This is a genomic window from Microbacterium forte (assembly GCF_031885415.1).
In the GTDB taxonomy this organism is placed as follows: Bacteria; Actinomycetota; Actinomycetes; order Actinomycetales; family Microbacteriaceae; genus Microbacterium; species Microbacterium forte.
In genome coordinates this window covers 176,865-195,739 of record NZ_CP116871.1, presented here as the reverse complement: position 1 = coordinate 195,739, position 18,875 = coordinate 176,865, and the positions used below count along the sequence as shown (strand labels likewise).

At 67.5% G+C, this 18,875-nt stretch carries 23 protein-coding genes and 1 tRNA gene; 5 read left to right on the top strand and 19 right to left on the bottom strand.

The annotated features are described in order from the left end of the window. Positions 1-3: 3 nt before the first annotated feature. The 6 genes from OB895_RS00975 to OB895_RS00950 all read right to left on the bottom strand — a co-directional run bounded on the left by OB895_RS00975 (position 4) and on the right by OB895_RS00950 (position 4,827). Positions 4-1,191 carry a glycoside hydrolase family 3 N-terminal domain-containing protein gene (locus tag OB895_RS00975; protein WP_228385525.1) on the bottom strand — a complete coding sequence of 396 codons (1,188 nt, stop codon included), beginning with the start codon at positions 1,189-1,191 and terminating at the stop codon, positions 4-6. A 4-nt stretch (positions 1,192-1,195) separates the two neighbouring features. Next, the gene (locus tag OB895_RS00970) at positions 1,196-1,852 is read right to left on the bottom strand and encodes an SDR family oxidoreductase (protein ID WP_042537688.1); all 657 of its coding nucleotides are present in this window, start codon (positions 1,850-1,852) and stop codon (positions 1,196-1,198) included. 45 nt (positions 1,853-1,897) lie between these two features. After that, positions 1,898-2,425, bottom strand: a complete 528-nt coding sequence (locus OB895_RS00965) for a hypothetical protein (RefSeq protein WP_079113024.1) — start codon at positions 2,423-2,425, stop codon at positions 1,898-1,900. Continuing rightward, a complete protein-coding gene (locus OB895_RS00960; protein WP_079113025.1) occupies positions 2,422-3,213 on the bottom strand; it encodes a hypothetical protein in 792 nt (263 codons plus the stop codon). The genes OB895_RS00965 and OB895_RS00960 overlap by 4 nt, the downstream gene beginning before the upstream one ends. Before the next feature lie 66 nt (positions 3,214-3,279). Beyond that, positions 3,280-4,344 (bottom strand): NAD(P)-binding domain-containing protein, encoded by a 1,065-nt coding sequence (locus OB895_RS00955; protein ID WP_079113026.1) that lies wholly within the window; start codon positions 4,342-4,344, stop codon positions 3,280-3,282. A 42-nt stretch (positions 4,345-4,386) separates the two neighbouring features. Continuing rightward, positions 4,387-4,827: a GNAT family N-acetyltransferase gene (locus OB895_RS00950; RefSeq protein WP_079113027.1), complete on the bottom strand. Its 441-nt coding sequence runs from the start codon at positions 4,825-4,827 to the stop codon at positions 4,387-4,389. 108 nt (positions 4,828-4,935) lie between these two features. Between OB895_RS00950 and OB895_RS00945 the strand changes: the two genes are divergently transcribed. The 3 genes from OB895_RS00945 (at position 4,936) to OB895_RS00935 (ending at position 6,662) form a co-directional block, all read left to right on the top strand. Further along, positions 4,936-5,008: transfer RNA gene (locus OB895_RS00945), tRNA-Ala, on the top strand. A gap of 232 nt (positions 5,009-5,240) precedes the next feature. After that, positions 5,241-6,356, top strand: coding sequence for an AI-2E family transporter (locus OB895_RS00940; protein ID WP_153302212.1), 1,116 nt, complete (start codon positions 5,241-5,243; stop codon positions 6,354-6,356). Positions 6,357-6,479: 123 nt separating this feature from the next. Next, positions 6,480-6,662, top strand: a complete 183-nt coding sequence (locus tag OB895_RS00935; RefSeq protein ID WP_042537784.1) for a hypothetical protein — start codon at positions 6,480-6,482, stop codon at positions 6,660-6,662. A gap of 59 nt (positions 6,663-6,721) precedes the next feature. Here OB895_RS00935 and OB895_RS00930 read toward each other — a convergent pair whose 3' ends face one another. From OB895_RS00930 to rplU, 11 genes are all read right to left on the bottom strand, one after another. Next, positions 6,722-6,949 carry a hypothetical protein gene (locus OB895_RS00930; protein ID WP_309689262.1) on the bottom strand — a complete coding sequence of 76 codons (228 nt, stop codon included), beginning with the start codon at positions 6,947-6,949 and terminating at the stop codon, positions 6,722-6,724. Positions 6,950-7,108: 159 nt separating this feature from the next. Continuing rightward, positions 7,109-7,798, bottom strand: a complete 690-nt coding sequence (locus tag OB895_RS00925; protein ID WP_042537702.1) for an SDR family oxidoreductase — start codon at positions 7,796-7,798, stop codon at positions 7,109-7,111. A gap of 1 nt (position 7,799) precedes the next feature. Continuing rightward, positions 7,800-8,183, bottom strand: coding sequence for a ribosome silencing factor (gene rsfS / locus OB895_RS00920; RefSeq protein ID WP_042537705.1), 384 nt, complete (start codon positions 8,181-8,183; stop codon positions 7,800-7,802). Further along, the gene (locus OB895_RS00915) at positions 8,183-9,328 is read right to left on the bottom strand and encodes a hypothetical protein (RefSeq protein ID WP_042537706.1); all 1,146 of its coding nucleotides are present in this window, start codon (positions 9,326-9,328) and stop codon (positions 8,183-8,185) included. The genes rsfS and OB895_RS00915 overlap by 1 nt, the downstream gene beginning before the upstream one ends. Then, complete coding sequence (gene nadD / locus OB895_RS00910) at positions 9,325-9,927, bottom strand: nicotinate-nucleotide adenylyltransferase (protein ID WP_042537707.1); 603 nt, start codon at positions 9,925-9,927, stop codon at positions 9,325-9,327. Before nadD ends, OB895_RS00915 begins: the two co-directional genes overlap by 4 nt. 6 nt (positions 9,928-9,933) lie before the next feature. Beyond that, entirely contained in the window at positions 9,934-10,158 is a 225-nt protein-coding gene (locus OB895_RS00905) for a hypothetical protein (protein WP_042537709.1), read from the bottom strand. 66 nt (positions 10,159-10,224) lie between these two features. Continuing rightward, positions 10,225-11,478 (bottom strand): glutamate-5-semialdehyde dehydrogenase, encoded by a 1,254-nt coding sequence (locus tag OB895_RS00900; RefSeq protein WP_042537711.1) that lies wholly within the window; start codon positions 11,476-11,478, stop codon positions 10,225-10,227. Between the two features lie 9 nt (positions 11,479-11,487). After that, positions 11,488-12,273, bottom strand: a complete 786-nt coding sequence (gene proB, locus OB895_RS00895; RefSeq protein WP_042537714.1) for a glutamate 5-kinase — start codon at positions 12,271-12,273, stop codon at positions 11,488-11,490. Next, complete coding sequence (obgE, locus tag OB895_RS00890) at positions 12,270-13,772, bottom strand: GTPase ObgE (protein ID WP_056377318.1); 1,503 nt, start codon at positions 13,770-13,772, stop codon at positions 12,270-12,272. Before obgE ends, proB begins: the two co-directional genes overlap by 4 nt. A 140-nt stretch (positions 13,773-13,912) precedes the next feature. Further along, the gene (gene rpmA / locus OB895_RS00885) at positions 13,913-14,170 is read right to left on the bottom strand and encodes a 50S ribosomal protein L27 (protein WP_028501603.1); all 258 of its coding nucleotides are present in this window, start codon (positions 14,168-14,170) and stop codon (positions 13,913-13,915) included. 18 nt (positions 14,171-14,188) lie between these two features. Next, positions 14,189-14,497: a 50S ribosomal protein L21 gene (gene rplU, locus OB895_RS00880; RefSeq protein WP_072591411.1), complete on the bottom strand. Its 309-nt coding sequence runs from the start codon at positions 14,495-14,497 to the stop codon at positions 14,189-14,191. A 211-nt stretch (positions 14,498-14,708) separates the two neighbouring features. On the opposite strand from rplU, the gene OB895_RS00875 reads away from it, so the two are divergent. Continuing rightward, a complete protein-coding gene (locus OB895_RS00875) occupies positions 14,709-14,975 on the top strand; it encodes a DUF4031 domain-containing protein (RefSeq protein ID WP_079113029.1) in 267 nt (88 codons plus the stop codon). Here the strand turns inward: OB895_RS00875 and OB895_RS00870 are convergent. Then, positions 14,940-17,489 (bottom strand): Rne/Rng family ribonuclease, encoded by a 2,550-nt coding sequence (locus tag OB895_RS00870; protein WP_311878633.1) that lies wholly within the window; start codon positions 17,487-17,489, stop codon positions 14,940-14,942. The two genes, OB895_RS00875 and OB895_RS00870, sit on opposite strands and share 36 nt — an antisense overlap. A 281-nt stretch (positions 17,490-17,770) precedes the next feature. Between OB895_RS00870 and OB895_RS00865 the strand changes: the two genes are divergently transcribed. Continuing rightward, positions 17,771-18,388 carry a vitamin K epoxide reductase family protein gene (locus OB895_RS00865; RefSeq protein ID WP_311878632.1) on the top strand — a complete coding sequence of 206 codons (618 nt, stop codon included), beginning with the start codon at positions 17,771-17,773 and terminating at the stop codon, positions 18,386-18,388. Between the two features lie 70 nt (positions 18,389-18,458). Here OB895_RS00865 and ndk read toward each other — a convergent pair whose 3' ends face one another. Further along, positions 18,459-18,875, bottom strand: coding sequence for a nucleoside-diphosphate kinase (gene ndk, locus OB895_RS00860; protein WP_042537730.1), 417 nt, complete (start codon positions 18,873-18,875; stop codon positions 18,459-18,461).

The window sequence follows — 18,875 nt, the reverse complement described above, 5'->3', positions numbered from 1 at the left end:
GCGTCAGCCCACCGGCTCGCACTCCGGGCACAGCGCCCAGTCCGTCGTCGCCGACATCGACTGCAGGCGCAGCGACATCACCCGTGTCGCCGCCTCGGCGAGGCGATCGGCGGGGAGCGAGCCTGCATCGACCGCCGCAGTGAGCCCCTGCACGATCTGGCCGGCGGTGTCGGGCGTGGAGCCCGCGATCATGAGCACGAGATCGGTTCCGGCGACGACCGCCGACACCGCGTTGCGCACCGGGTCGGAGTACTCCGGAATCCCCGAGGACTGCAGCATTCCGAGGTCGTCTGTCACGATCACTCCGTCGAAGCCCAGCTCCTCCCGGGCGATCTCGTGCCAGCGCGCCGAGAGGGACGCAGGGGCCGGATCCACCGACGTGTAGGCAAGGTGACCGAACATGAGCAGTGAGGCACCGGCGTCCACACCGGCGACGAACGGCACCGCATCGGTCGCACGCCATTCGTCGAGGGTCTCACCGGTCGTCGGGATCGCCTGATGGGAGTCGCCCGGCGCCGCACCGTGACCGGGGAAGTGCTTCAGCGTGGAGGCGATGACCTGCTCCTGCGCCTCCGTGGCGGCCACGACCCGCTCTGCGGCAGTCTGAGGATCGGTTCCGAGTGCCCGACCGTAGATGAACGAGGTCGAATCGGCCGTGATGTCTGCGACCGTGCCGAAGTTCACGGTGATCCCGGCCTTCGCCACCAGCGCGGCCCGGGCGGAGAAGGCCGCCTCTGCGTCCGCGACCGGCTGCGACTTGAGACCGGTCGAGGCCGGGAACACATCGCTCCCGAGGCGCGACACGATCCCGCCCTCCTGATCGATCGCGACAAGCGGCGGCAGTGCAGGATCGACGGTGAGAGCGGCCGTGAGAGCTCGCAGCTCGTCATCCGTCGCGGGGACGTTCGCTCCCATCAGGATGAATCCGCCGATGCCCTGCTGCATATACGCGTGGAGGGCTGCGGCATCCGTCGTAGGAATGTGCCCCATCACGATGCTCGCCGCCTGTTCGGCCGTCGTCATCTCCGAGACGAGGGCCGCTGCGTGGTCATTCGTTCCCGAAGCGGAGACAGCCGACCGGACGTCGTCGACACGTACTGTGTCGTGCGTCGATGCGGACGCGGGTGCGGATGCCAGAGCCAGGCCGGCGATCACCGCCGCTCCGACCGCCCCGAAGCGACGCCGCCGCATGGCCTCAGGCGCTGAGGGCGTCGACGATGGGCACCGCGGTGTCGTCCGTGCCGTTTCCGAATCTGATGGTGCGGCCGAAGGTCGACGGGTTGCCGACGACCTCGGCGATCACGGCTGCCACATCGGCGCGGGCGACCTCTCCCTTGCCCTCGGGATCGAGGACGACGCGACCCGTGGGCTCGTCGAACGTGAGCGTGCCGGGGCCGAGGATCGTGCCGTCGAGGTCTGTCGATCGCAGGTGCTCGTCTGCCGCCCACTTCGCATCGGCGTAGGCGAAGAAGCCGTCGCTCTCGGGCACTCCGTGGTCGGCCTTGGAGCCGAGCCAGGAGACCATGACATAGCGCTTCACACCGGCAGCCTCGGCGGCATCCATGGTGCGGATCGCGGCGTCGCGGTCGACGGCGTAGGTGCGCTCAGGAGAGCCGCCACCGGCCCCCGCCGACCAGACCACGGCGTCGTGTCCGCGGATGATCTCCGCGAGCGCGTCGGTGTCGAGGGTCTCGACGTCCGCGACGAGCGCGTGCGCCCCCGTCGCCTCGACCTCTGAGACATGGTCGGGATTGCGGATGACCGAGGTCACCTCGTCGCCGCGGGCGACGAGGATCGGGGCGAGGAGGAGTGCGATGCGGCCGTGGCCGCCGAAGACGATGATTCGCGACATGTCTTCACCCTACGCGCCTGCGCCGACGTCGGCTCGGGCATGCGCTCAGCGCGGCCCCTGCGAGCTGTCGATGACGAACGCCTGAGGGTGCCCGGGAAGATACCGGACGACGACCGGCTCGCCGTAGGGCAGGTACGCGTCGCGATCAGGGTAGACCGCAGGAGTGAAGAAGTTGCTCTCGATCGTGTACTCGATGCCCGAAGATGTCGTGAAGGTGACCCAGTCGCCATCGATGGTCCCGGTCGTCGGCTGACCGTGCTCATGGATGTACGCACGCGTGATGGGGACGCCGGTGAGGCTCAGGATGCCGATCACGAGGTTCGCGACCATCACGAACGCGAGGATCCGGAACACGATCCGCAGGGCCGTGCCAACTGCCCACCCCCGCGCCGCGTTCTCACCGTGCAGCAGCCCCTCACGCTCGCGGAGGCGTCGGAGCGCGACGCCGGGCGCTGCACCGGGTGCGGACATCGCGAACAGTCCGAGGATCGAGAACCCGGCGATGAACACCATCGCGTATCCGTGCGAGGCCGGGAAGTTGATCAGCCAGATCAGAGTGTCGAGAACGCTCATCGTCCGGCCTCCTTCTCGACCGTCACGGCCACGGTGTGCGGATCCTCGCGTCGATAGAAGGCCCAGATCGGCGCGCCGACCTGGAATCGCGAGATCGCCTCGGGAAAGGCGAACACCGTCGTGTCGGCCTCCCAGGTCGCGGCGCCCTCCGGTGCCATGAGCACCTTGAGCGCCAGCTCGCTCTGCCCCTCGAGGCGGCGTCCGGTGGGGCGCACCTCGAGCACGGATGCCGGCACCTGCGTGCCACTCGTTCGCGCTCTCACCAGACGAGGGTCGATCAGACCCCGTTCGATCCGCCACTGCAGCATCGCGTCCCGCACCGCGGGGTCGGTGATGTCGGCGAGCTCGACCGTGTCCTGATCGCTGAGGCTGTATCGGACCGGGATCGGCTGCCCGACCTGCAGGGCCCCGATCTCGCTGTGATCGACGAGCATCCGCAGCTGCCCGACGAAGTCCTCGCCCACTCCTGGGGTGACTCGGATGAACAGGTCGTACTGGGGCACATCGTTCACCGTCAGACCGGTTCTCGAGATCTCGACGAGGCGGCCCACGCCGATCTGTGACTCGCCCCTCACCTTCCGGCGGCGACCGAAGCCCGACATCGTGCCTCCGAAGGTGAGGAGCAGTCCCCATGCGACCCCGATGAAGATCGGCCCTCCGAGGGTGTCCTCTCCCGAGAACGGGAGGATCGACTCCCGCTGGTTCACACCGAAGAGACCCTCTCCGGTCCAGATGACGAGCCAGGCCGACAGCAGCAGCCAGACGACCAGGAGCACGATGCGGATCATGCCCTCAGCGTAGCGACGGGGTGTCGCTCGATCACGCGCCCGGGAGACGGTCCCGTCCCGGCCGTTCTACGAGGTGCGCAGGGATTCCCTCGCCAGCGCGCGTTGCACGCCCTTCGCCGCCGAGCGCCCCGCCCGGTTCGCACCGATCGTGCTCGCCGATGGGCCGTAGCCGACGAGTTGGACCCGCGGATCCTGCACCGCTGTCGTGCCGCGGCCTCCACGGTCGAGTTGGATGCCGCCGGCCGCACTGCGCAGATGCAGCGGGGCGAGGTGCGCGATGGCGGGTCGGAATCCTGTCGCCCACAGGATCACGTCGACGCGCTCGAACGAGCCGTCGGCCCAGCGGACGCCGTCCGGTTCGATGCGAGCGAACATCGGACGGCGTGCGGCGTACGCCCCGAGACGCTCGGCCTCGCGCTCCTGCGGTCGCAGCATGAGTCCGGTCACGCTCACGACGCTCTGCGGAGGCAGCCCCTGTGCGACTCGCTGTTCGACGAGAGCGACCGCCGCTGCCCCGGCCTCGGGAGTGAATTCATCGTCGCGCCACACCGGCTCGCGACGCGTGACCCAGAGCGTGTCGGTGAGGGGTGCGAGGGCTCCGAGGAACTGGACGGCCGACGCACCTCCGCCCACGACCAGGACCCGCTTGCCCACGAAGTGCTCCGGTCCCGGATAGTCGACCGTGTGCAGCTGCTCGCCGAGGAACGTCTCCATGCCCGGGTAGTGCGGCAGGAACGGATGCGTCCAGGTGCCGGTGGCGTTGACGAGGGTGCGAGTGCGCCACTGCCGGTCGCCGGCATGGACCACAAGGAACCCGTCGTCGTCGATCACCCGGTCGACGCGGACAGGTCGGACCACCGGCAGACCGTGAGCATGCTCGTAGGCGGCGAAGTATGCCGGGACGGCGACGTTGGCGCGTTGTCCGTCACGCGGAGGAGGTGACTCCCCCGGCAGCTCGGCCACTCCATGCACGTCGCGCATCGTCAACGCATCCCACCGGTGCCGCCACGCGCCCCCTGGCTCGGAATCCGAGTCGAGCACGACATGGGAGATGCCCAGACGGGTCAAATGGAAGGAGGCCGACAGACCGGCCTGACCGGCGCCGATCACGACGCTGTCCAGGATGCTCACGGTGGTGACAACACCCGCGATCGCGCCGTTGTTCCGCAGGCCTCAGAGTGCGATCTGGTAGTGGGTGTACCCCGTGTGCGTCGCCACGCTGTCGTAGAGCGCGCGAGCCGTCATGTTGGTCTCCTGAGTAAGCCAGTAGACCTTCTCGCATCCGTGCTCCGCGGCCCAGCCCCGCACGTGCGCGATCAGCAGCCGCCCCGTTCCGGAGCCTCGCGATGCCGTATCGACATAGAGATCCTCGAGGTAACAGTACGCAGACCTGCTCCACGTCGCCGGGTGGGTGAGCCAGTGCACGATGCCGATAGCGCGTCCGGCATCGTCGCGGGCGACGGCGCCGTGCAGCTCCCCATCCTCGACGAGCCGCCGGAACGTGTCAGCCGTGATCTCATCCGAGAGCTGGGTGCCGTAGAACGTCAGATATCCGCGCCACAGACCCGACCATTCGTCGAAGTCCCCCTGTGTGATCGCGTTGATCGTCGTCATGCCGTCGAGCCTAACGCGACGCGCCCGGGAGGCCCTCGTCGATTGGTGTTGCGCGCGATCCGTGTAGTACTCTGTTCAAGTTGCTTCGAGCACTGAGGAAGCAGTTCTGGGCCTGTGGCGCAGCTGGTAGCGCACCTGCATGGCATGCAGGGGGTCGGGGGTTCGAGTCCCCCCAGGTCCACATACAGAAGGCCCCGCGAGAAATCGCGGGGCCTTCTTTTCGTCTGCCCCTGCTCAGCGTCGGTGGAGGCTCGGCGAACGCGTGTCATAGACGGGTCATCACGCGGCGGAGCGCCAGGGACTTGCCATCGTCTGCTGCTCCGGATAGAAAGGCCAGGCCGTCCTCGTCAGTGAGACGGTCTTCGACGAGGTGGAGGACGCACGTGCTGGGACTGTTCCGACGACAGGGGATCATGTCGTCCCCGCCATCAGACGGCCCGCGGCCGATCGCAGAACCCGGCCTCTGGTCACGCGGTGTCGGACTCGCCGCCACCCGAAGCCTGCAGACGCTGTCGGTGCTCGCCCTGGTCGCCGTCGGCGTCCTGGTGATCACTCAGCTCTCGCTGGTGTTCATCCCGGTGACGATCGCGCTCATCCTCGCCTCGGCCATCCACCCGCTCGTCGCTCTCATGCGCCGTCGCGGGGTGCCGTCGATCCTGGCGACGTGGATCGCACTGATCGGGATCCTCGCGATTCTCGGCGGGATCGTCTGGGTGATCGTCCTGACGGTCCGCTCGCAGTGGGACGACCTCATCGACTCGGCCACCGACGGCATCACCCAGGTGACGGCCTGGCTCGACACCCTGCCGTTCAACCTCGCGTCGTTCGACCTCGATGAGGTGTGGGCCGGCGTCGGAGACTTCCTGACGAGCGCATCGTTCGGACGCGGAGCGCTGGCCGGCGTCTCAGCCACCGCGAGCTTCTTCACCGGCCTCGCGCTGATGATCGTCGTGCTGTTCTTCTTCCTCAAGGACGGACCGCGCATCTGGGAGTTCCTGCTGCGTCCCTTCACCGGAGCCAGCTACGACCGCGCCCGCCGCATCGGCGACAAGACGGTCGATGTGTTCGGGGGCTACATCCGCGGGACCTCGATCGTCGCTGCGGCCGACGCGCTCGGCATCGGCATCGGCCTGGCGATCCTCCAGATCCCGCTCGCCCTGCCCCTCGCCGTGATCGTCTTCCTCACGGCGTTCATCCCGCTCGTCGGCGCGACCGCGGCAGGGATCCTCGCGGCACTCGTGGCACTCGTCACACACGGACCGGTGGCTGCCCTCATCGTGGTCGGCATCGTCGTGCTCGTGAACCAGCTCGAGGGCAACTTCCTGCAACCGGTCGTGATGGCTCGCTCACTCAAGCTGCATGCCCTCGTGATCCTGCTCGCTCTGACCACCGGGACGATCCTGGGTGGGATCGTGGGAGCGGTCCTCTCGGTGCCCATCGCCGCCGTCGCCTGGGGCATCATCACCGTGTGGGACGGACCGCACACGCCCGCGAAGCCGTTCCGCAAGAAGCGCCCCGAGACGGTCTGAGTCCGCCTGTGAAGGTCGGCAACGGCGCCCGGTACTCCCCCGGGACTGCATCCGTCAACCCGCTCCCTCTCAGACGATGAGCCGCCCTACCGTGGCCCTCACATCCCACGAGAGGAGTCGATGATGACGAACAATCCGATACCCCCGCTCGTCCCGCGGCCGGACGATGACGGAGAGATCGACGGTGTCCCCCACCGCGAAGTCGATGGGGAGCCCGTGCTCGACACGGACGCCGATGCCGACCAGGTCGACGGTGCTGCCGCCGACCGCCTGGCCGCAGAAAGACCGCTCGGCGAGGACTCCTGAGTCCCCTTGGCGCAGAAGTGCGCGGCAGGTCCCTCCCCGGGTCCTGCCGCGCACTCTGTTCAGTTCGAGAGAAGGGGTGGCAGGTGCGGGATCGCGATGGGCCTCGTCGCCCGACTCGAATCCTGCACACGAGTGACCTCTTCGAGGACTTCGGTGGCGGTGGCGTATCGCACTGCCAGAGGAAGATCACGAAGCCACACGACCTCGACCTCGGTGTCGGCGTATTCGTACACACTCGCCACCACGTGCCGCGGATCGTGCGACTCGTACCGTCGGTCGTTGATCACCCATTCCGATGGCGTGACACGATGCAATACGTATCTAGGATCTGGATCTCCGGACATGTGATTCCCTCCACGACTTTCTCCCCCACTGCACATCATCCACGGTGCCGCCCCAGGCCCACAGGGGCTTGACAGCTGCGAGAGAGACTGCAGGGAAGGGGATCAGCCGCGAGGGCGGATCGTCAGGTCGGTGAGAGCGGCGTCGTCCGGGAGGTCGAGTGCGGTGAGGATCGTCGTCGCGACCGAGTCAGCCGTGATGAAGCGCTCCGGATCGTAGTCGCGCCCCTCCTGCTGGTGCACGCGCTCCTGCATGGGCGTCGCTGTGCGACCGGGATAGATCGAGGTGACCCGCACCCCGTGCTCGGCCTCCTCGGCCCGCAGGGAGTCGGCGAGAGCCTTGAGCCCGTGCTTCGACGCGGCGTACGCCGACCAGCCTGCGTGCGCGTGAAGCCCCGCGCCGGAGTTGACGAACACCACTCGAGCACCGGAGACACGCAGCAGCGGCAGCAGCAGGCGTGTCAGCTCTGCGGGCCCCACGAGGTTCACGGCGAGCTGACGCTCCCACAGGTTCGCCGCCAGGTCGGCCACCGGCCCGAGGTCGACGACGCCCGCTGCATGGATCAGCGAGTCGATTCGTTCGGGAAGCGCCTGCTTCGACAGCGCCCATGACAGTCTTCCGGGCTGTGCCAGGTCACCGACGATCGCCGATGCGCCCGGAAGCGCCGCGGTGATCTCCTTGGCGCGCCCCGCATCACGGGCCAGCACGACGACCTGATCGCCCCGATCGAGCAGTCGGCGCGCGACGACGGAGCCGATGCCGGAACCGGCACCGGTGATCAGGTGGACGCTCATGTCAGTCGCGGTCTGCTGCAGCGGAGTCTGCGAGCTCGAACGGCACCACAGGGCAGTCCTTCCACAGGCGCTCGAGGCCGTAGTAGACCCGCTCCTCCTGGTGGAAGACGTGCACGATCAGGTCGCCGAAGTCGAGGAGCACCCAGCGGGCCTCCGCACGACCCTCACGGCGGACCCGCTTGTGGCCGGCTTCGATGAGCTTGTCCTCGATCTCATCGGCGATGGCGGCGACGTTCCGCTCGCTGTTTCCGGTGACGAGCAGGAAGATGTCGACGAGCGGAAGAGGCTCCGACACGTTGAGGGCGACGAGATCTTCACCGCCCTTCGAGACGGCGGCGTCGGCCGCGAGCTGGAGCATCTCTTCGGCGGTTTCAGGTGACTGCATTAGAACACATTCGAGTTGAAGGCGACGATCAGGGAAACGCCCAGCGCGAGCGCAAGACCACCCGCCACGATCGCGAGGATGAGCATGAGTTTGTTGCCCTTTTCGGGGGCGGGTGGGCGGATGACCTCACCGGCGGGCTTGATGGTGCTGACGGCCGCACTGGCGGCGATCGGCGTGGGCGACGATGCCGGAGGCAGCTCGCCGTCGATCAGCACGGCGTCCACATCCTTGCCGTCTGTGGTGCCGTGCGCGTGACCCTGCGAACCGAGGCCCTTGGGCAGTTCGTACGAGCCGGTCACGAGGATCTCCCCCGTGGAGGCGACCGGGCCAGACAGCGACCCGTCTCCCGGGGAGGGGTTGAAGATGAGCGTGTTCGGAGCCAGATGCTGCGATCCGGTCGAGTCACCGACGGTCAGAAGCTCGTCGAACGACGGTGAGAAGGGCTTGCGGGTCTCTGCGCCGTCGGTGAGCAGCTCCTGCCCGAAGGCGGAGTTCACCGTCGGGCGCTCCCCTTCGGCGATGTCGACGTCATCGGACTCGGCCACATCGGCCAGGACGTCGTCGTTCGCATCGGCCGGATCTGCGTCGATGCCGAGTTCGGCCACGGCCGCAGAGGTGTCGCCCGCTTCGGGAGCGGTCTGAGCGTCGTCATCCGTGGCCTCGACGGACGTCGAAGCACTGACGGGAGCGGGGAGGCCCTCGACAGCAGTGTCGTCATCGTCTTCGTCATCATCATCGGATGCAGAGGACGCGGGAGTCTCGGTCTTCGGCTCGGATGCGGGCTCGACGGGCTGCGTCTCTTCGGCCGCATTCTCGGGGGCCGATCCCTCAGGAGCATCGGACTCGTCGACAGGAACCGATCCCGTCGCGGCGCGCTCGCGCTCGCGAACCTGTCGACGTGTCAGCCCCACAGTCCCGTGGGAGGTCTCCCCCTCGGTGTCGCTCGCGCCTGACCGGGCCGGCGGGGTGGGCTCGACCGTGGTCGACTCGGGCGCCTCTGGCTTCGGCGGCACGGGTGGAGCCGCGACGGCAGCCGCAGCTGCAGCCTCCTCCACCGAGATGACCGGCGTGGAACCCGTCAGCCGGATCTCACGCAGCTGCTTTCGCGTCAGCGGACCGTGACCCTGCTGATCCGATGTACTCATGCCTTGCTCCGATACAGATGATGCTTCGCGATGTATTGAACGACTCCGTCGGGGACGAGGTACCAGACCGGCTCGTCGTCGCGGACCCGCACGCGGCAGGCCGTCGACGAGATGGACAGCGCCGGCACCTCCAGTTGGCTGACGTTGTCGCTGGGGAGGCCGTCAGTGCTTAGAACGTGTCCTGGACGCGAGACCGCGACGAAGTGGGCCAACTCCCACAGTTCATCATGGTCCCTCCAACTGAGAATTTGCGCCACGGCGTCGGCACCGGTGATGAAGAAGAGCTCTGCGTCGGGGCGCTTCTCCTTCAGGTCGCGAAGGGTGTCGATCGTATAGGTCGGCCCCTCACGGTCGATGTCCACCCTGCTCACCGTGAACTGCGGGTTGGATGCAGTGGCGATCACCGTCATCAGGTAGCGATGCTCGCTGGGGGTGACATCCGACTTCTGCCATGGGTGTCCGGTGGGGACGAAGACGACCTCGTCGAGATCGAAGGAGTGGGCGACCTCGCTCGCGGCGACCAGGTGGCCATGGTGGATGGGGTCGAAGGTGCCGCCCATCACACCGATGCGCGCAGGACGCGAGGTCGTGTCGTTCATACGGGCCTAGTGGCCGTGCCCTGCCTCGTGGCCGTCCTTGCCGTGCTTCGCCGCCCAGGCGTCGGCCTTGGCGGAGTGGCGGTTGGCGACGTTCTTGTACGACAGCGTGACCAGGCCGAGGAAGGCGAAGACGATGATGGCGATCACGCCGAAGATCAGCGTCTCGAGCTGCACATTGCCGTGGTGCTCGGTTTCGGCAGCGACCATCGCGATCTGTGCGACGAGGTTCATCCTGACTCCGTTTCGTGGCTGGCGGGCATGACTCACGAAGAGCCACAGCGCCCCCTAGTCTAGCCCTCAGCCGCGCGTCTGCCCTGCCCCACGCGCCAGCCATTTCGTGCTGGTCAGCTCGGAAAGCCCCATCGGTCCTCGCGCGTGCAGCTTCTGCGTCGAGATGCCGACCTCGGCGCCGAACCCGAACTCTCCCCCGTCAGTGAACCGAGTGGACGTGTTCACCATCACGACCGCCGAGTCGACCTCGGCCAGGAATCGCTCAGCGTTGCGCGAATCGGTGGTGATGATCGACTCCGTGTGCCCGGTGCTGTAGCGACGGATGTGGTCGAGCGCATCGTCGAGGGTGTCGACGACCTTGATCGCGATGTCGAGACTGAGGTACTCCGTCGCCCAGTCGTCTTCCGTCGCCGGGATCACGTTCGAGACGAGCCCCGCCACCATGTCGTCACCGTGGATCGCGACTCCCTCGCTCTGCAGTGCGCTCGCGACGAGCGGCACGAGCCGCGGTGCGGCTTGACGGAGCACGAGCACCGTCTCGACGGCGTTGCAGACACTGGGACGCTGCACTTTCGCGTTCACCACGATGTCCTGCGCCCAGTCGTCAGGAGCGCTCTCGTCGAGCACGATGTGCACATTGCCTGCGCCTGTCTCGATCACGGGGACGGTGGCCTCGGTCACGACGGTCTCGATCAGGCCCGCGCTGCCCCGGGGCACGAGCACGTCGATGAACCCGCGTCCGTGCATCAATGCCGTGGCGCCGTCTCGACCGAAGTCGTCGACCGTCTGCACCGCTTCCGGCGTGACGCCCGCAGCCTGCAGCGCGCCGCGCATGATCTCGACGAGCACGGTGTTCGACTCTCGTGCGGCGCTGCCACCGCGCAGGACCACGGAGTTGCCCGAGCGCAGCGCGAGCGCGGCGATGTCGACGGTGACGTTCGGACGCGCCTCGTAGATCGCGCCGACCACTCCGAAGGGCACCCGCACCTGCTCCAGCGCCACGCCGTTGGGCATCCGATGCCCTCCGACGACGCGACCGACGGGGTCGGGCAGGGCCGCGACCTGGCGGACTGCCGCGGCGAGAGCGGCGACGCGCTTCTCGTCGAGGCGCAGCCGGTCGATCAGCGATTCTCCGATGCCGTCGGACCGACCTCGCTCGATGTCTCGACCGTTGGCCGCGATGATCGCGGCAGCATTCTGCTCGAGAGCCACCGCGATGGCCTCGAGAGCCCGGGCCTTGTCATCGCTGGTCAGCCTGGCCGTGGCTCGGGACGCCTCTTTGGCGAGCTCCAGGCGCGTCTGGGGGGTCTGGTCGGTCATCCGCCCAGTCTAAGAGAGCGCGGGTTCGAACCAGGTCCCTATGTCGGCCCCGGAGAGGGCCTTGTCGACCAGGTCGGCACTCGTCACGAGCACGCCGATCCCGGACGCGGCAGCCAGGCGAGCGGCCGAGACCTTGGTCGCGGCTCCTCCGGTGCCGACGCTGTTGACGACGGTCGATCCGAACTCGAGTCCCGACAGATCGGCATCGGGGGCGACGACGTCGATGGGCTCGGCCGTCGGGTCGGACGGCGGCTTGGTGTAGAGCGACTCGATGTCGCTCAGCAGGACCAGAGCGTCGGCCTCGATCAGTTGCGCGACGAGCGCTCCGAGTCGGTCGTTGTCGCCGAAGCGGATCTCCTGCGTCGCGACCGTGTCGTTCTCGTTCACGATCGGCAGGATGCGCAGACCGAGAAGTCGCTCCATGGCCCGCCGAGCATTGCTGCGCGAGGTCGGGTTCTCGAGGTCGCCCGTCGTGAGCAGCACCTGCCCCGCGACGATGTCGAAGCGACGCAGAGACTCCTGATAGCGGTAGACCAGGATGTTCTGTCCGACCGCGGCCGCGGCCTGCTGCGTCGCCAGGTCGGTCGGGCGGGCGTCGAGACGCAGGAACGGAATGCCTGTGGCGATCGCTCCGGAGGAGACGAGGATCACCTCTGCTCCGCGCGCGTGCGCCGCGGCCAGCGCCTCGACCAGAACGGGGATCCGCCATGACGACTCACCGCTGATCGATGAGGACCCGACTTTGACGACGATCCTCGAGGCTGTGGCGAGATCCGCCCTCGTGCGAGCGGTCACTCCCCGTCCTCGCGGTAGGCCGCGAGCCGCTGAGCCTCGACCTCGGCGCGAGCCTCGGCCTTGGCATCCATGCGCTCGTAGTAGTTCTCACGACGCTCGGAGGTGGTGCGACGGGCGTTGGGCGCCAGGCGGGGATCGGTTCCGCGGGGCGCCGTCATGAGTTCGGCCGCAGACGTCATGGTCGGCTCCCAGTCGAAGACGATGCTCTCGCCTTCGCCGATGACGACGGTGGATCCCTGCACTGCACCGAGGCGGAAGAGCTCGTCTTCGACGCCCAGCTTCTCGAGGCGATCCGCGAGATAACCCACGGCCTCCTCGTTCTGGAAGTCGGTCTGCTGAACCCATCGGACGGGCTTCTCGCCCAGGATGCGATAGATGTTGCCGTAGCTGCCACCCTCGACTCGGATCTCGAAGCCCTTCTTGGGGCCGCGCGGGCGAAGGACGACGCGCTCACGCGGGACCTCGGTCGCGGCGAGCTCTGCGCGGTGTGCGTCGACGATATCGCCGAGCGCATAGGTCAACTGGCGCAGGCCCTCGTGCGAGACGGTGGAGATGTCGAAGACGCGGAATCCGCGAGCCTCGAGGTCCGGACGCACGAGATCGGCGAGGTCGCGGGCCTCCGGCACGTCGATCTTGTTCAGCGCGATGAGCTGGGGGCGCTCGAGCAGCGGAGTCTGTCCCTCGGGGACCTCGTACGCGGCCAGTTCGCCGAGGATGACGTCGAGGTCGGAGATCGGGTCACGACCGGGCTCCAGCGTCGCGCAGTCGAGCACATGCAGCAGTGCGGTGCAGCGTTCGACGTGGCGGAGGAACTCCAGTCCGAGACCACGCCCCTCGCTCGCTCCCTCGATGAGTCCGGGGACATCGGCGACGGTGTAGCGCGACTCCCCCGCCTGCACGACACCGAGGTTCGGGTGGAGCGTGGTGAACGGGTAGTCGGCGATCTTGGGGCGGGCCGCCGAGATCGCACCGATCAGGCTGGACTTGCCTGCAGAGGGATAGCCGACGAGAGCCACGTCTGCGACGGTCTTGAGCTCGAGGACGACATCGCCCTCGTCTCCCGGGGTGCCCAGAAGCGCGAATCCGGGCGCCTTGCGCTTCGGCGTCGCCAGTGCGGCGTTGCCGAGTCCGCCATGGCCGCCCTTCGCGACGACGAATCGCTCGCCGGGCTCGATCATGTCGATCAGAACCTCACCGGCGGCGTTCCTGACCACGGTGCCGACGGGAACGGGAAGCTCGAGGTCCTCACCCATGAACCCTGCACGGTGGTCGCCCATGCCGGGTCCGCCGTTGCCGGAGCTGCGGTGGGGCGAGTGGTGGTACGAGAGAAGCGTGCCCGTCTGGGTGTCGGCGATGAGAACGATGTCGCCGCCGTCACCGCCGTTGCCTCCATCGGGGCCGCCGAGCGGCTTGAACTTCTCGCGGTGCACCGAGACACAGCCGTTGCCGCCCTTGCCCGCACGCAGGTGAAGCGTCACGGTGTCGACGAAACTGACCATGTCTCTCTCCTCAATAAAGAACTCGGCCGGAACCGAGTGTTCGGCCGGCGATTCGGCCGGGAACACATGTCCCGCCGAAAACGCAAATTCGGGACGGGCCGAAGCCCGCCCCGAATCGCATGACTACTGTCGTGCTGTGATCACTCAGCAGCGGCGACGATGTTGACGACCTTGCGGCCGCCCTTCGCGCCGAACTGCACCGCACCGGCGGCCAGAGCGAACAGGGTGTCGTCGCCACCGCGGCCGACGTTCACGCCGGGGTGGAAGTGCGTGCCGCGCTGGCGGACGATGATCTCGCCGGCGAGAACCTGCTGTCCACCGAAGCGCTTGACGCCAAGTCGCTGAGCGTTGGAGTCACGACCGTTACGGGTGGAGCTTGCGCCCTTTTTATGTGCCATGTCCTGGTCTCCTCGGTCTTACTTGATGCCGGTGATCTTGACGCGCGTGAGCTCCTGACGGTGGCCCTGGCGCTTCTTGTAGCCGGTCTTGTTCTTGTACTTCTGGATGATGATCTTCGGGCCGCGGAGGTTGCCGATGACCTCTGCCGTGACCTTGACCTTCGCCAGCGAGTCGGCGTCGGTGGTCACCGAGGCGCCGTCGACGAGCAGCACTGCGGCCAGCTCGATCTTCTCGCCCTGGGCAGCCTTGACACGGTCGAGCTGAACGATCGTGCCGACCTCGACCTTCTCCTGCCGCCCACCGGCGCGCACTACTGCGTAAACCACTTCATACCTGTTTCGTTGGGGAGCTCGCGGCTCCGATATCTCACGGGAAGACTGTTGCTTGCATGCGACGCTGGGCGACGGGCACGAACGCAAGACTCTCCGCTTCGACCGTCCAGGACGACGCGGCATACGCACCAAGGGACTACTTTACCGGATGCAGGACACTGTGGCAAAACGCGCCGCCTGGTGTGTCCGGTCATACGCTGAACGAATGACCGTTCTCGTCGATGACCCCATCTGGCCCGCACACGGGCGCCTGTGGGCCCATCTCGTCAGCGACGACAGCCTGCAGGAGCTGCACGCCTTCGCGAGGTCGCACGACGTTCCTGCACGCGCCTTCGACCTCGACCACTACGACGTCCCCGAAGAGCTCATCCCCCGGCTCCTCGCCGCCGGCGCACAGCATGTCGGCGGCAAGGAGCTGGTCAGGCGACTGATCGCCTCAGGACTGCGAGTCCCCGCCCGCGACCGGCGCTGACGGCTCCGAGTTCACGGAGATGGGCGTGCCGGTGAGCGCGGCGGTGGAGACACGGCGACGACCGCGTCCCTGCCCCGGAGCTTTCGGCTCGGGAAGCGCATCGAGCACGGAATCGAGCAGCGCCTCAGCCGGGGACTTGGGCGACTTGCGGTCGGATCCGCGCTTCTTGCGGGGCTTCTTGGCTCGCTCCTGCGTGGCGGGGGCTTCCGTCGTCGTCTCCGCGGCGGGAGCGACGACCTCCGTCGGCTCGTCGGCGTTCGGAACGCGCGTCGAGGCCGCGATCTGCGCGAGCGCGGACTTCGCCCCCTCGGGGATGCTGTGCGTCGTCACCGCGGCGGGCGCCGAGTTCTGCGACTGGCCGTTGCCGCCGCGCTGGCGACGGTTGGACTGCGAGTTGCCGTTGCCGTTGCCGTTGCTGCTCGAGCGGTGCTTCACGACCGGGTCGTGGTGCACGATGACGCCGCGACCGGCGCACACGTCGCACGCCTCGCTGAACGTCTCGAGCAGGCCGAGGCCGAGCTTCTTGCGGGTCATCTGCACGAGGCCGAGCGACGTGACCTCGGCGACCTGGTGCTTCGTCCGGTCACGGCTGAGGCACTCGATCAGGCGGCGCAGCACGAGGTCGCGGTTCGATTCGAGCACCATGTCGATGAAGTCGACGACGATGATGCCGCCGATGTCGCGCAGACGCAGCTGGCGGACGATCTCTTCCGCCGCCTCGAGATTGTTCTTGGTGACCGTCTCTTCGAGGTTTCCGCCCGAGCCGACGAACTTTCCCGTGTTGACGTCGACGACCGTCATGGCCTCGGTGCGGTCGATGACCAGCGAGCCACCGGACGGCAGCCAGACCTTGCGGTCGAGCGCCTTCTCGATCTGCTCCGTGATCCGGAACACATCGAAGGGATCGCTCTCGTCCTCGTACGACTCGACGCGCTCGAGCAGATCAGGCGCGACACTCTCGAGGTAGGCGCGGATCGTGCGCTGCGCGTCCTCGCCCTGGATCAGCATCTTCGTGAAGTCCTCGTTGAAGACGTCGCGGACGATCTTGACCAGAAGGTCGGGCTCGGCGTGCAGCAGCGCCGGCGCCTGCTGGCTCTCGACCTGCTTGCGGATGTGCTCCCACTGGCTGGTGAGCCGCTGAACATCGCGAGTGAGCTGGTCTTCGGTGGCACCTTCGGCCGCCGTGCGGACGATCACCCCGGAGGACTCGGGGAGAACCTCCTTGAGGATGCGCTTCAGGCGCGTGCGCTCGTTGTCGGGCAGCTTGCGGCTGATGCCGTTCATCGATCCGCCGGGCACATACACGAGGTAGCGACCCGGAAGCGAGATCTGGCTGGTCAGACGGGCGCCCTTGTGGCCGATCGGATCCTTGGTGACCTGCACCAGGACGCGGTCGCCCGCCTTGAGCGCGAGTTCGATACGACGCGGCTGGTTGCCGGTCTCGACGCCATCCCAGTCGACCTCGCCGGAGTAGAGCACGGCATTGCGGCCACGGCCGATGTCGACGAACGCGGCCTCCATGCTCGGCAGCACGTTCTGCACGCGGCCGAGGTAGACATTGCCGATCAGCGAGGCATCCTGGTTGCGCGCGACATAGTGCTCGACGAGCACGCCGTCTTCGAGGACGCCGATCTGCGTCCGGCCGTTCTTGGAACGGACGACCATCTTGCGGTCGACAGACTCACGACGCGCGAGGAACTCCGCCTCGGTGACGACCGGTCGCCGACGACCGGCATCCCGTCCGTCGCGACGGCGCTGCTTCTTCGCCTCGAGGCGCGTGGAACCCTTGATCGCCTTGGGCTCGGTGATGTACTCGACGACGCGCTGGCGGGGCTGGCGAGGTTCGTCACGCTGCTCACGCGGCTCGCGCGGCTCGACATCGTCGGAACCACCGCGACGGCGGCGGCCACGGCGGCCGGCCGGCTCCTCCGGCTCCCGCTCGGCGATGCGGTCGAACACACGCTCGCGGCCCGGACGGGCCGGGAGCGGAAGGACCTCGGGAGCGTAGAAGTGCAGCTGCGTCGATACCTGAGAGACGAAGACCTCGGGCAGCAGCCCCAGCGACACGGCCGTGAGGGGCTGGGGCGCCTCGGGCTTCTCCTGGGCAGGCTCAGCAGCGGTCTCTTCAGAAGAGGCTTCGGCCGCGGGAGCGTCGACGGCAGGAGCGTCAGCAGCAGGAGCGTCAGCGGCAGGAGCGTCAGCGGCAGGAGCGTCAGCGGCAGGAGCGTCAGCGGCAGAAGTAGGAGCCTCAGCGGCAGGAACTGCCTCGGCGGAAGCCTCCGCAGGAGGTGCGTCCTCAGCAGGAGCATCCGCAGCAGAAGCATCCTCAGCAGGAGCATCCGCAGCAGGAGTCTCCTCCGCCGGAGAGGGCTCAGCGGTCGAACCCGCGCCGTCCTCCGAAGCATCGGACGTGCCGTCGGCCTCCGGAGCGTCGGCGACTACCTCTGCGGGCGCGTCAGCATCCGCAGAGAAGTCGAGGGTAGGGGCGTCGTAGTCATTGTTGTCATCGGCCATCTCTGGCTTGCTCCTCGCGCGGACACTTCGTGTTCCGCTAACTCTCATGCGGCACCCGCAGGTGCCGCGAACTCATTCGGTGTGCGACCGGCTCATGGCTCTGATCACGAGGGGCATACGGCCCCGAAGTCTGCGTCGATGCCCGCCGCGACAGGATCGAGCGATGCATCACAGGCCATTATCGCACCAAGTGCGCCGGTTCGCGGCATCGTCGGGGCACTGAGTCGTTTTCTCCGGCGCGCTCACGCCCGATACATAGCGATCGCTGAGAGAATCCAGACATGAGCGAGCAGCGCACCCGCCCCGTCGTCTATGCCGTGTGGTTGATCATCGCGAGCGTCATCGGCTGGTTCGCCGCCTTCCAGCTCACGGTCGAGAAGTTCGTGCTTCTCGAGAACCCGACCGATGCCCTGGCCTGCGACGTCAGCCCCTTCATCCAGTGCAGCAAGAACCTGGGCTCGTGGCAGGGCGAGATCTTCGGCTTCCCCAACCCGCTGCTCGGACTGACCGGGTGGATGGCGCCGTTGGTCGTCGGGGTCGCGATCCTCGCTGGAGCCCGCTTTCCCCGCTGGTTCTGGGCTGCGTTCGGCGCCGGCATCACGTTCGCATTCGGACTCGTCTGCTGGCTGATCGGCCAGAGCCTGTATGCATCGAACCTCGGAGTGCTGTGCCCGTGGTGCATGGTGACCTGGGCCGTGACCATCCCGACGTTCTTCGCAACCACGCTGCATCTCACTCGGAACGGCACGTTCACCAAGAGCGAGAAGGCCCAGGCGCGTGCGGACAAGCTCATGGTCTGGGTTCCGCTGGCGACCATCCTGGCCTACGCGATCATCATCGTGATGGCTCAGCTGAAGGGTCTCGACTTCCTCGGCGAGATGGCGCGCATCATCTTCTGAGTCCTCACCCCTGACACGACGAAGCCCGCCGCACGATCTCGTGCGGCGGGCTTCGTCGTGAGCGGATCGGTCAGTCGAACCAGATGCCGAGCTCGCGTGCGGCCGACTCGGGGCTGTCCGAGCCGTGCACGAGGTTCTGCTGCACCTTGAGGCCCCAGTCGCGACCGAAGTCGCCACGGATCGTACCGGGTGCGGCGGTGGTGGGGTCGGTCGTGCCGGCGAGCGACCGGAAGCCCTCGATCACGCGGTTGCCCGCGAGGCGGATCGCGACGGACGGCCCTGAGAGCATGAACTCGAGGAGCGGCTCGTAGAACGGCTTGCCCTCGTGCTCGGCATAGTGCTCGGCCAGCAGGTCGCGGTCGGGCTCGACCAGGCGGATGTCGACGAGGGAGTATCCCTTCGCTTCGATGCGAGCCAGGATCGTGCCCGTGAGGCCGCGGGCGACGCCATCGGGCTTTACGAGGACGAGGGTTTCTTCGGTGGCCAT